This is a genomic window from Micromonospora noduli, from assembly GCF_003264475.1.
GTDB classification, from domain to species: domain Bacteria; phylum Actinomycetota; class Actinomycetes; order Mycobacteriales; family Micromonosporaceae; genus Micromonospora; species Micromonospora noduli.
The window spans coordinates 210,683-223,174 of the sequence record NZ_PYAC01000001.1 but is presented as its reverse complement, the minus strand read 5'-3'; the positions used below and the strand labels follow the sequence as shown (position 1 = coordinate 223,174).

Genomic DNA, 12,492 nt, shown 5'->3' with positions numbered 1-12,492 from the left:
CGCTCGGGGTGCGCGACACACCCGAGCGGCGGCCGGTGCCGTCAGTGCAGTTCCTCGGCGAGCTGATCCCAGTCCGTGATGACCGGCAGCAGGTCGCCGGCCAGCCAGGCGGCGCTCTGGTCGTCGTGGTGCGGGTCGCCGGGCACCCCGCAGGCGCCCAGGGGGACCACCCAGCGGCTGTCCGAGCGGCGGGCCAGGTCCCAGACGAAGCGCGCCGCCGGCCCCCGGAAGCACCAGTGGGTGACCCCGGGCACGCTGGAGGTGGCCAACACACAGTCGTGGTCACCGTCGAGCCGGGGGCCGGGCCCGGTGTCCGGGCCGGGCAGGGCCCGCCACGGCGCCAGCCGGTGCAGGTCCCCCCAGGGCACCTGCCCGGCCGCCGCGTCGCCGACCTCCTCGGCCGCCGCGCGTACCAGCGCGGGGATGTCCACACCGGGCAGCGGGGTCGCACCGAGCAGGTGCTCCAGCGCGTGACCGACGCGCGGCGTCAGCGCCAGCCAGGGCGCGAACACCTCGGGGTACGCGGGCAGCTCGGCCAGCTCGGCCAACGCCGGGTGGGCGGCGATCCGGCGTACGACAGCCGCCCGCAGGAGGGCGTAGGCCGCCGCGTCAGTGCTGTCGGCGGCCATCCGACGATCCCAGCGCAGCAGTCGTTCACGCAGCGCGGCGGCGGCCGGACCGAGGTCCGTCGACTCGGCGAGGACCTCCAGCAGCGGCCCGGCGGCGCCCAGGTACGTGTCGGTGTGCACCGAGGCCATCTCGTCGGCCGTCCAGGCCGAACGGGCGTCGAGCAGCTCGGCGATGCGATGCGCCCGGTGCCGTGCGGCGAACTCCACCCCGAGTGGCGCCGCCAGCCCGCGCTCGTTGGCCATCACCGACCGACCGACCACCTCGGCGCGGGGCATCGGCGCGTGCCAGCCCTGCCAGGCGTACGCGGCGTCCCATCCGGGGACCACCCGCCGGCCGTTTCCCGGGTGCCGCACCGGCACCGCACCGGCGACCCGGTGCAACAGCCCTCCGGCGGTGTCCGCCGCCTGCACCACGTTGACCGGCTCCACCCAGTGCCGCAGCGCGTGGTCCACGTCGGCAACGGTGCGGGCGCGCAGCAGCTCCGGCAGCGTCGCGAAACCGAGGTCGCCCCGGACCCGGGGCGGGTAGCGCAGGCTGACGGCATTCTCGTCGTCCGGCCCACCGGCGATCACCGGACCACGATCGGTCTCCACCACCTCGACCTCGACCGGCTCGGCCCCGGCCACCTCGATCGTCTCGACGTGGCGGTGCGCCGGTCGCCAGCCGTCCGGGCCGAGCGCCTGCACCCGGGGGCCGTCGCGGCGCAGCCGCTCCGCGTACACGTCCTGGTAGTCGGCCATCGCGTTGGTGATCGCCCAGGCCACCGGACCGGCGTGCCCGAAGTGCGCGATGCCCGGCACACCCGGCACCGCCAACCCGACCACGTCGTACTCCGGGCAGGCCAGCCGGATCTGCTGGTAGACGCCGGGATCCTCGATGAACCGGTGCGGATCGCCGGCGAGCAGCGCGGCCCCGGTGCCGGTGCGCTCGGCGGCGAGCAGCCACCCGTTGCTGCCGGCCACTGCCGGTCCGTCGGTGGCGAACAGGTCGACCGCGTCCGGCCCGAGCCGCTGCGCCACGTGCTCGCGCCAGAGCTTGCCGGGGAACCCGGCGAACAGGATGTGGTGGCCCAGCCAGACCGCGAGCGGCGTCCACGGCTCCCACCGACCCGGGCGCAGCCCGGTGGCGGCGAACTCCGGTGACCGGGCCGCCCCGGCGGCGAGAGCGGCGTTGACGCCGTGCACGTAGGCGCCCACCCACTCGGAGGTCGCCGGGTCCAGTGCCGCGTGGCAGCGGCGTGCGGTGTCGTCGAGCCGGACCTGCCGGACGAACCGGTCCCAGCCGAGCGCGTCGGGGCCGAGGAACGCCGCGCTGGTGCCCTGGGCGCGGTGCCGTTCGACCTCGATCTGCCAGGCCCGGTCGTACGCGGTCACCCGGCCCTGCGCTGCCGCCAGCGCGAGCGGGTCGTCGGCCCGCAGGTGCGGCACCCCCCACGGGTCGCGGAAGCGCCGGCCGCTGTGCTCGCTCACGCCGGCTCCGGGGCCACTGTGGTGGCACGGCGTCGGGCCGCGGGGACGACCAGCGGGGTGCCCGTCTCCGGGTCGTCGATCACCCGGCAGGGCAGCCCGAACACCTCCGCCACCAGGTCGGCGGTGACCACCGACGCCGGCTCCCCGGCGGCCACCACGCGCCCGTCGCGCATGGCGATCAGGTGGGTGGCGTAGCGGGCCGCGTGGTTCAGGTCGTGCAGAACGGCGACAAGGGTGCGGCCCTGCTCCTCGTGCAACCGGGCGCAGAGGTCCAGGATCTCGATCTGGTGGGCGATGTCGAGGTACGTGGTCGGCTCGTCGAGCAGCAGCAGGGGCGTCTGCTGGGCCAGCGCCATGGCGATCCAGACCCGCTGCCGCTGCCCGCCGGACAACTCGTCCACCGCCCGGTCGGCGAGGTCGCCGACCCCGGTCGCGGCCATCGACTCCTCGACCACCCGTTCGTCCTCGCGGGACCACTGCCGCAGCAGCCCCTGGTGGGGGTAGCGGCCCCGGGCGACCAGCTCGGCGACGCTGATGCCGTCCGGTGCGATCGACGACTGCGGCAGCAGGCCGAGCGTACGGGCCACAGTGCGGGCCCGCAGATCGTGAATGTCCCGTCCGTCCAGCAGCACCGCACCGGCGCTGGGGCGAAGCATCCGGGACAGGGCGCGCAGCAGCGTCGACTTGCCGCACGCGTTCGGGCCGATGATCACCGTGAAGGACCTGTCGGGCACCGCCACGGTCAGGTTCTCGGCGATGGTGCGCTGGTCGTAGGCGAGGGTCAGCGCGGTGCCGCCGAGTCGGGATTCGCCGGGTCGCATGGGTGCTCCTTCGAGGGCGTCACTGGTGTTCACAGCCGGCCCGCCCGACGTTCCATCGCCAGCAGCCAGACCAGGTAGCCGCCGCCGATCACGCCGGTCACCACGCCGACCGGGAGTTGGTGCCCGGCGAACGCGCGCTGCGCCACCAGGTCGGCCCCGACCAGCAGCGCCGCGCCGACGGCCATCGACGGCAGCAGGTTCGGGCCCGGGGCCCGGGTCAGACGTTTCGCCACGTGCGGGGCGACGAGCGCCACGAAGGACACCGGCCCGGCGGCGGCCGCCGCGAACGAGACCAGCAGCACGGCGGCAGCGAGCAGCACCAGGCGCAGCCGGCGCACCGGCACGCCCAGGGCGCTGGCCGCGTCGTCGCCCAACTCCATCATCCGCAGCGCCGGGGCGCAGCCGACGAGCACCAGCGGCGCCAACACGACCAGGACGGCGAGCAGCGGCCCGGCGTTGGCCCAGCCTCGCCCGTCCAGGCTGCCGGTGAGCCAGAGCACCGCGCGGGCGGCTTCCATCAGAGGCGCCCGGGTCAGCAGGTAGCCGTTGACGCCGGTCAGGATCGCGGCCACCCCGATGCCGACCAGGATGAGCCGGTAGCCGTGCACTCCGCGCCGCCAGGCGAGCGCGTAGATCACCAGGCCGGTGCCGAGGCCACCGACGACCGCCGCGCCGGCCAACGCCAGGCTGCTGCCACCGAGGACGACCACCACCAGCGCCCCGGTCGACGCGCCCTGGGTGAAGCCCAGGATGTCCGGGCTGCCCAACGGGTTGCGAACCAGCGACTGGAACACCGTGCCGGCGAGAGCCAGGGCCGCACCGACCAACAGGGCGGTGACCAGCCGGGGCAGGCGCAGCTCGAGCACGATGAACTGCTCCGCCGCACTGCCACCGCCGGTCAGCGTGCGTAGCACGTCCGCCGGCCCCATCGGGTAGTCACCACTGCCCAGGGCCACCAGACCGAACCCGGCGGCGAGCACCGCCGCGCCGGCCCCGACGCCCAACGCGCGGGGCCGGAACCGCAGCGACAACCCCCATGAAGTACGCAGAACTGTCACGGTTGCGCCACCGGTCGGCGGGTGACCAGCCACAGGAAGAGCGGGCCGCCCAGCACGGCGGTCACCATGCCGACCTGGAGTTCTCCGGGGCGGCCCAGCACCCGGCCGAGCACGTCGGCGCCGAGCAGCAACGCCGGTGCGAGCACCGCGCAGTACGGCAGCAGCCAGCGCAGGTCCGGGCCGGTCAGGGCGCGGACCAGGTGCGGCACCAGCAGCCCGACGAAGACGATCGGTCCGCACGCGGCGGTCGCCGCGCCGCAGAGCAGGGTGACGGCGACGATCACGGCGGCGCGGATCAGCGCGGGTCGCGCGCCGAGGGCTCGCGCCGCGTCATCGCCGAGCGCCAGCGCGTTCAGCGGACGAGCGGCGCCGAGCGCGACCAGCAGCCCGATGAGGATGAACGGCAGCACCCGGGTGACGGTCGCGGAGTCCGCGCTGGCCAGTGAGCCGACCGTCCAGAAACGCAGCCGCTCCAGCGACGCGGTGTCCAGCAGCATCACCGCGCTCACGTAGGAGTAGAGGGTGGCGTTGAGCGCCGCCCCGGCCAGCGCGAGTCGGGCCGGGGTGGCGCCGCGTCCGCCGCCGACGGTGTAGACGAGCGCGGTCACCGCCGCCGCGCCGAGCAGCGCGAACCAGACGTACCCGCCGACGGCGGTGACGCCCAGGAACGCGGCGGCGGTGGCGACGGCCGCGGACGCGCCGGCGTTGATGCCGAGCAGCCCGGGGTCGGCGAGTGGGTTGCGGGTGAGGGCCTGCATGACCGCGCCTGCCACACCGAGGGCGGTGCCGGCGAGCAGCCCGAGCAGGGTGCGGGGCAGGCGCATCCGATGCACCACGGCGTACTCGGTGGCGTCGCGGTGCAGCAACCCGGACCAGACGTCGGCGAGCGGCATGGCCTTCGCGCCGACCGCGATGCTGAGCACCACGATCACCGCGAGCAGTGCCACGGCGGTGACGAGGCCGGCGGCGCGGGCCGCCCGACGGCCACGCCGGCTCGGGGGTGCGGCCGTTTCCCTGGCCGGCACGGGCGGTGCCGGTCGGGTGACGGTGGGTGTGGCGTCCAGTGTGGGCTCCGGGGTGGTGGCGACACGGCGAACCGCTGTTGACAATGACCGAGGTTAGGCTAACCTAACCCCGCTGCCCTGGTCGAGTCCGGCCAACCCTTGATCGAAAGACAACACCATGCCCGATGCCCTGTCCGCCCGCCGCCTCTCCCGCCGTGGCCTGCTGGCCGCCGGTGGCGCTGCCACGCTGGCCACCCTGCTCGCCGCCTGTGGCAAGGACGACGCCGCGAAACCCGCCGCCGGAAACGGAAGTGGCCCCTGGTCGTTCACCGACGACCGCGGCACGAAGGTTGAGGCCCCGGCGCGTCCGACCCGCGTGGTGGCCTTCACCGGTGTCGCGGCGGCCCTGATCGATTTCGGTCTCGACAAACAGCTCGTGGGCGTGTTCGGTGAGACCAGGCGTGCCGACGGCACGGCCGAGCCGCAGGCCGGCGACCTGAACGTCGAGGGCGTCGAGATCCTCGGCAACGTGTGGGGCGAGTTCAGCCTGGAAAAGTACGCGGCGCTACGCCCCGAACTGCTGGTCACCCACATGTACGACCCGGACGCGCTCTGGTACGTGCCGGACGAGAGCAAGGCCAAGATCCTCCCGCTGGCGCCCAGTGTGGCGATCACCACCGCCCGGGTGCCGATGACCAAGCCCATCGAGCGGTACGCGGCGCTGGCCGAGTCGCTCGGCGCGGACCTGTCCGCGAAGAAGGTCACCGACGGAAAGGCCCGCTTCGACGCCGCCGCCGAGGCGGTCCGGCAGGCGGTCAAGGCCAACCCCGGGATCAAGGTGATGGCCTGCTCCGGCAGCCCCGACCTCTTCTACGTCTCCAACCCGAAGGTCAGCACCGACCTGATGTACTTCGCCGAGTTGGGCGTCGACATCGTGGTCCCCACCAAGCTCGAAGCCGGCGACTACTTCGAGGCGCTGAGCTGGGAGAGCGCCGGCAAGTTCCCGGCCGACCTGATCCTGCTGGACAACCGCAGTACCGCCTTGCAGGCCAAGGACCTCACCGCCAAGCCGACCTGGCAGCAACTGCCGGCAGTCAAGGCCAACCAGGTGAGCCCGTGGGACGCGGTACCCCGCTTCTCGTACGCCGGCTCAGCGCCGCTGCTGGAGAACCTCGCCACCGCCATCCGGAACGCGAAGAAGGTCAGCTGACGCCATGAGTACGAGCGCCACCGCACCGATCGCCTCGCAGTACCGCTTCTACGCCGCGCACGTCGTCCGGGCCCGTCGGGTCGGCGCCTCGCTGATCCGGGTCACCTTCGGTGGCGCGGAGCTGGCCGACTTCGCCGGCGGCGGCCGGGACCAGAGCGTCTCGCTGTTCCTGCCGCACCCCGGGCAGCACGCCCCGGTGGTCCCGGTCGAGCAGGGCGAGGACTGGTTCGGCGGCTGGCGGGCACTGCCGGCGGACGTCCGCGCGGTGCTGCGCTCGTACACCATCCGGGAGCACCGCCCGGCCGAGACCGCTGTCGACATCGACTTCGTCAGCCACGGCGACACCGGCCCCGCCTCCCGCTGGGCCGCCCTGGCCGGCCCCGGCGACCGGGTGCTGCTGCTCGGCCCGGCGGTGCCCGACAACCGCAGCGTCTGCTTCCGCCCGCCGGACGGCACGGACCTCGTACTGCTCGCCGCCGACGAGACCGCGCTGCCGGCCGTGGAGGGCATCCTGGCCTGGCTGCCCGCCGGCACCCGGGTGCGCGCCTGGATCGAGGTGCCCGACGCCGCGGACATCACCGACCTGCCCACCGCTGCCGACGTCGAGATCAGGTGGATCGTGCGGGGCAGCACACCGCCCGGGAGTGACCTGCTGGTCAGCTCCGTGCGCGCCGCCCGGCTCCCCACCGGCGGCACCCCGTACGCCTGGATCGCCGGTGAGTCCGGCGTGGTGCGGGCGCTGCGCCGGCACCTCGTCGACGAGCGCGGCTTCGACCGCCGGAGGGTGACCTTCGCCGGCTACTGGCGACGCGGACTGTCCGAAGAGGACCTGCGTGCCGAGGCGCTGGCCGGCGCCACCGCCTGACTGACGACCCCAACCGATCGGCAGCACTGCCCCGAGGCGCACCGCCGCGCCGGGGAGGGTTCCGGCTGCCCCTCGTCGAGAACGTGGAAGGACATTCCGTGACCGTGCCGACGTACCCCGTCGAGACCACCACGCCGCCACCGGCGTCAACCGCCGCGCGGGCCCAGCTGCTGCACGGCGGCTCGGTCGAGCAGTACCGCCGGACGATCGCCGACGGCGTCGACCGGGTAGCCCGCCGAGTGGCCACCGTGGACCGTCCCGGCACCGGGATCACGCCGGCCGAGCTGGCCCCCCTGGTCGACCGGGTGGACCTGGACCGTCCGCTGGGCGACGCCGGCGCCGCCCTCGACGAGCTGGAGAACGTCTACCTGCGCGACGCCGTCTGGTTCCACCACCCCCGCTACCTGGCCCACCTCAACTGCCCGGTGGCCATCCCGGCACTGCTCGGTGAGGCGGTGCTCACCGCCGTGAACTCCTCGCTGGACACCTGGGACCAGAGCGCGGGAGCCACCCTCATCGAGCGCCGGCTGATCGACTGGACGGCCGAGCGGATCGGCCTCGGTCACCGCGCCGACGGCATCTTCACCAGCGGCGGCAGCCAGTCCAACCTCCAGGCGCTGCTGCTGGCCCGGGAGGAGGCGTGCGCCGACGCCATCGGCCCGGCGGCGCGTGCCGAACTGCTGCCCCGGCTGCGCGTGCTCACCTCCGCCGCCGGTCACTTCAGCGTGCAGAAGTCGGCCAAACTGCTCGGCCTCGCCCCGGACGCGGTGATCGCGGTACCCACCGACGCCCGGCGACGGATCCGGCCGGCCGCCGTCCGCGAGGAGATCGCCCGGTGCCGGCAGGCCGGGCTGGTGGTGATGGCCGTCGTCGGCACCGCCGGAACCACCGACTTCGGCTCGATCGACCCGCTCACGGACCTGGCCGGGATCTGCACGGCAGCCGGCGTGTGGCTGCACGTGGACGCCGCGTACGGCTGCGGTCTGCTCGTCTCGCCGACGCGCCGGCACCTGCTCGACGGCATCGAGCGGGCCGACTCGGTGACCGTGGACTTCCACAAGTCGTTCTTCCAGCCGGTCAGCTCCAGCGCGCTGCTGGTCCGCGACCGGCGGACGCTGCGGCACGTCACCTACCACGCCGACTACCTCAACCCGGCCCGGATGGTGGAGCAGCGCATCCCCAACCAGGTCGACAAGAGCTTGCAGACCACCCGCCGTTTCGACGCGCTGAAGCTCTGGCTCACCCTGCGGGTGATGGGCCCGGACGCGCTCGGCGGGCTCTTCGACGAGGTCGTCGACCGCGCCGCCGACGCCTGGCAACTGGTCAGCGAGGACCCGCGCTTCGAGGTGGTGACGCGCTCGGAGCTGAGCACCGTGGTGTTCCGCTACCTGCCCACCGGCCCCGGCCGGGAGTTGGCCGACGCCGCCAACCTGCACGCCCGGGAGGCCCTCGCGGCGTCCGGTCTCGCAGTGGTCGCCGGGACCCGGGTGGACGGCCGGCACTTCCTGAAGTTCACACTGCTCAACCCGGAAACCACAGTCGACGACGTCGGGTACGTGCTCGACCTGATCGCCACCCACGCCGGTCAGTACGTGCACGACCACGTCGACGCCGACCTGACCTGCCCCGTCGGCTGACGCCGATGGACCTGCCCCGTCGGCTGACGCCGGTGACCACGAACCCGCGCCTGGAGACCCCGATGTCCACCCACGACTTCATCGCCATAGGGTTGGGCCCGTACAACCTGGGCCTGGCCTGCCTCACCGCGCCGATCGACGAGCTCGACGGGGTGTTCCTGGAGGCCCGGCCGAGCCTCGCCTGGCACCCCGGCATGCTGCTGGAGTCAGCCCGGTTGCAGACCCCGTTCATCGCCGACCTGGTCAGCCTCGCCGACCCGACGTCGCCGTACTCCTTCCTCAACTACCTCAAGGAGATCGGCCGGCTCTACCCGTTCTACATCCGGGAGAGCTTCTACCCGCTGCGCAGTGAGTACGACGCGTACTGCCGGTGGGCGGCGGCGAAACTGCCGAACCTGCGCTTCGGCCAGAGCGTGACCACTGTGGAGTACGACAGCGCCGACGAGCGGTACGTGGTGCGGGCCAGCACCGGCACGGGGGAGACCGTGCAGTACCGGGCCCGGCACCTGGTGCTCGGCACCGGCACCCCGCCGCACCTGCCCCCGGCCGTGGCCGACCTGCCGGGCGACGCCGTGCACAACTCCCACTACCTGGAGCACCGCTCGGCGCTGCGCACCAAGCGCAGCATCACGGTGGTGGGCAGCGGGCAGAGCGCCGCCGAGATCTACCACGACCTGCTCGGCGACATCGACCGGTACGGCTACCAGCTCAACTGGGTGACCCGGTCGCCGCGGTTCTTCCCGCTCGAATACACCAAGCTGACGCTGGAGATGACCTCACCGGACTACGTGGACTACTTCCACGCGCTACCCGAGGCGACCCGCTACCGGCTGGAGTCCGAGCAGAAGGGCCTGTTCAAGGGGATCAACGCCGACCTGATCAACGACATTTTCGACCTGCTCTACGCGCACAGCGTGGACGGGCCGGTGAACACCCGCCTGCTCACCAACACCGAGCTGGTCAGCGCCGAGCACCAGGACGGGCAGTACACGCTGGGGTTGCGTCAGGTGGAGCAGGAGCGCGACTTCGTGCTGCGTACCGAGGGGCTGGTGCTGGCCACCGGCTACCACTACCGGGTGCCGGAGTTCCTCACGCCGGTGTCAGACCGGATCCGCTGGGACGCGCACGGCCGCTTCGACGTGGCCCGCAACTACAGCATCGACCACAGTGGGCGGGGCATCTTCCTGCAGAACGCGGGCACCCACACGCACAGCATCACCTCACCGGACCTCGGCATGGGCGCCTACCGCAACTCCTGGATCATCCGCGAGCTGCTCGGCCGGGAGCACTACCCGATCGAGAAGAGCATCACCTTCCAGGAGTTCGGGGTGTCGTCGTGACGAGCGTCTTCACCCGGGTCGACGAAGGGCTCGGTGAGTTCGCGCTGCGGCCGCTCGATCCGGACGCCGACGCGGCGCTGCTGCACGCCTGGGTGACCCACCCGAAGGCGGCGTTCTGGATGATGCAGGACGCCGACCTGGTCCAGGTCGCCGAGGAGTACCGGCGCATCGCCGAGCACCCGCACCACGACGCGTACCTCGGCCTGTGGCGGGGGAGTCCCGCCTTCCTGGCGGAGCGCTACGACCCGGCCCACGTCGAGCTGGTCGGCCTGTACGACCACCAGCCCGGTGACGTGGGCATGCACTTCCTCTGTGCGCCGGTCGACGCCCCCGTGCACGGCTTCACCCGGGCGGTGATCGGCACCGTCATGGCGTGGCTCTTCGACGACCCGACGACCCGACGGGTGGTGGTCGAACCGGACGTGCGCAACACCGCAGTGCACGCGCTGAACGCCGCCGTCGGCTTCGCTGTCGTCGGCCCGATCGCCAAGCCCGAGAAGGACGCGCTGCTCAGCGTCTGCACCCGAGCCCAGTTCCAGGCTGCCTCCGACCGCGTCGCCGCCGACCGCGCCGCTGTCACCCGAACCGAAGGAGCCCCGGCGTGACCACCACCGCCGTACCCACCCACCCGCCCGTCGCCACGGCGCACAACGCCCCCGGCGACCCGGTCGGGCACCTCACCCCGCAGCGCTGGGCCCGGGCCAACCGGCTGCTGGTCCGCAAGGCCCTCGCCGAGTTCACCCACGAGCGGCTGCTCACCCCGGAGGCCGTGGCCGGCCCCGACGACCGGCAGTGGTACGAGGTCCGCAGCGACGACGGCACTGTCACCTACCGGTTCGCGGCGCGGGTGCTCGCCCTGGCGCACTGGCAGATCGACGCGGACAGCATCACCCGACACCGCGACGGCAGCGCCCTGGCCCCGGACGCGGTGGACCTCATCGTCGAACTGCGCGACACCCTCGGGCTCTCCGCGCGGGTGCTCCCGGTCTATCTGGAGGAGATCACCTCGACGCTGGCCGGTACGGCGTACAAGCTGACCCAGGCGGCGCCGAGCGCCGCCGAGCTGGCCGAGGCGGATTTCCAGACCATCGAGACCTCGATGACCGAGGGCCACCCCTGCTTCGTGGCGAACAACGGCCGGCTCGGGTTCGGCGTCGACGAGTACCACCGGTACGCCCCGGAGGCCGCAGCGCCGGTGCGGCTGGAGTGGCTGGCCGCGCACCGGGACCACTCGACGTTCAGCAGCGCCGCCGACCTCGACTACGACACGCTCATCGAGAGCGAGTTGGACGCCGAGACGCGGGCCCGGTTCGCGGCCACGATGGCCGATCTCGGGCTGGACCTCGCCGACTACCACCTGATCCCGGCGCACCCGTGGCAGTGGTGGAACAAGCTGGCGGTCACCTTCGCCGGGGAGCTGGCCGAGCGGCGGCTGGTGCACCTCGGCCCCGGGCCGGACGTGTACCTCGCCCAGCAGTCCATCCGCACCTTCTTCAACGTCAGCGAGCCGGGCCGGCACTACGTCAAGACCGCGCTGTCGGTGCTGAACATGGGCTTCATGCGGGGGCTGTCGGCCGCCTACATGGAGGCCACCCCGGCGATCAACGACTGGCTGGCCGACCTGATCGCCGCCGACGAGGTGCTGACCGGCACCGGTCTGACCGTCATCCGGGAGCGGGCCGCTGTGGGTTACCGGCACCGGCAGTACGAGGCGGCGACCGAGCGCACCTCCCCGTACCGCAAGATGTTGGCCGCCCTGTGGCGGGAGAGCCCGGTGCCCGAGCTGGCGCCGGGGGAGCGACTGTCCACCATGGCCGCGCTGCTGCACGTCGACGACGAGGGCGGCTCACTGGCGGCGGCGCTGATCGCCCGGTCCGGCCTGGTGCCCGAGGTGTGGCTGCGTCGCTACCTGGACGCCTACCTGACCCCGTTGCTGCACAGCTTCTACGCCCACGACCTGGCCTTCATGCCGCACGGCGAGAACGTCATCCTGGTCCTCGACGAGCAGGACACCGTCCAGCGGGTGATCTTCAAGGACATCGCCGAGGAGATCGCGGTGATGAGCGACACTGTCGAGCTGCCGGCGGCGGTGGAGCGGATCCGCGTCGAGGTGCCCGACGACACCAAGCTGCTGACCATTTTCACCGACGTGGTGGACTGCTTCCTGCGGCACCTCAACGCGGTCCTGGTCGAGGCGGGCGTGCTCGCCGAGGACGACTTCTGGCGCACTGTCGCGGCCTGCGCCGCCGACTACTTCGACCGGGTGCCGCACCTGGCCGAGCGGGTCCGCCACTACGACCTGTTCGCCCCGGAGTTCACGCTGTCCTGCCTCAACCGGCTGCAACTGCGCAACAACCAGCAGATGATCGACCTGGCCGACCCGTCGGCGGCGCTCCAGTTCGTCGGCACCCTCACCAACCCGCTGGCCGCCCACGCTCGGGCCCGGTGACCGCTATCG

General features: G+C 72.9%; 10 protein-coding genes. 6 read left to right on the top strand and 4 right to left on the bottom strand.

Annotation, left to right across the window (positions count from 1 at the left end; genetic code table 11):
* Window positions 1-41: 41 nt before the first annotated feature.
* The 4 genes from MED15_RS01025 to MED15_RS01010 are packed head-to-tail and all read right to left on the bottom strand — an operon-like array spanning window position 42 to window position 5,087.
* Entirely contained in the window at window positions 42-2,099 is a 2,058-nt protein-coding gene (locus tag MED15_RS01025) for a penicillin acylase family protein (RefSeq protein WP_112734581.1), read from the bottom strand.
* On the bottom strand, window positions 2,096-2,920 hold the full coding sequence (locus MED15_RS01020; protein ID WP_112734580.1) for an ABC transporter ATP-binding protein: 825 nt from the start codon (window positions 2,918-2,920) through the stop codon (window positions 2,096-2,098). The genes MED15_RS01025 and MED15_RS01020 overlap by 4 nt, the downstream gene beginning before the upstream one ends.
* 29 nt (window positions 2,921-2,949) lie before the next feature.
* Window positions 2,950-3,978, bottom strand: a complete 1,029-nt coding sequence (locus MED15_RS01015; protein ID WP_112725125.1) for a FecCD family ABC transporter permease — start codon at window positions 3,976-3,978, stop codon at window positions 2,950-2,952.
* A complete protein-coding gene (locus MED15_RS01010; RefSeq protein ID WP_373861162.1) occupies window positions 3,975-5,087 on the bottom strand; it encodes a FecCD family ABC transporter permease in 1,113 nt (370 codons plus the stop codon). Before MED15_RS01010 ends, MED15_RS01015 begins: the two co-directional genes overlap by 4 nt.
* A gap of 73 nt (window positions 5,088-5,160) precedes the next feature.
* On the opposite strand from MED15_RS01010, the gene MED15_RS01005 reads away from it, so the two are divergent.
* The 6 genes from MED15_RS01005 (at window position 5,161) to MED15_RS00980 (ending at window position 12,483) form a co-directional block, all read left to right on the top strand.
* Window positions 5,161-6,192 carry an ABC transporter substrate-binding protein gene (locus MED15_RS01005; protein WP_112589973.1) on the top strand — a complete coding sequence of 344 codons (1,032 nt, stop codon included), beginning with the start codon at window positions 5,161-5,163 and terminating at the stop codon, window positions 6,190-6,192.
* Window positions 6,193-6,196: 4 nt separating this feature from the next.
* Window positions 6,197-7,057: a siderophore-interacting protein gene (locus MED15_RS01000; protein ID WP_112734579.1), complete on the top strand. Its 861-nt coding sequence runs from the start codon at window positions 6,197-6,199 to the stop codon at window positions 7,055-7,057.
* A gap of 98 nt (window positions 7,058-7,155) precedes the next feature.
* A complete protein-coding gene (locus MED15_RS00995; RefSeq protein ID WP_112734578.1) occupies window positions 7,156-8,694 on the top strand; it encodes a pyridoxal phosphate-dependent decarboxylase family protein in 1,539 nt (512 codons plus the stop codon).
* Between the two features lie 62 nt (window positions 8,695-8,756).
* Window positions 8,757-10,034 (top strand): lysine N(6)-hydroxylase/L-ornithine N(5)-oxygenase family protein, encoded by a 1,278-nt coding sequence (locus MED15_RS00990; protein ID WP_112734918.1) that lies wholly within the window; start codon window positions 8,757-8,759, stop codon window positions 10,032-10,034.
* Window positions 10,031-10,639, top strand: coding sequence for a GNAT family N-acetyltransferase (locus MED15_RS00985; protein ID WP_112734577.1), 609 nt, complete (start codon window positions 10,031-10,033; stop codon window positions 10,637-10,639). The genes MED15_RS00990 and MED15_RS00985 overlap by 4 nt, the downstream gene beginning before the upstream one ends.
* Window positions 10,636-12,483 (top strand): IucA/IucC family protein, encoded by a 1,848-nt coding sequence (locus MED15_RS00980; RefSeq protein ID WP_112734576.1) that lies wholly within the window; start codon window positions 10,636-10,638, stop codon window positions 12,481-12,483. The genes MED15_RS00985 and MED15_RS00980 overlap by 4 nt, the downstream gene beginning before the upstream one ends.
* Window positions 12,484-12,492: the final 9 nt, after the last annotated feature.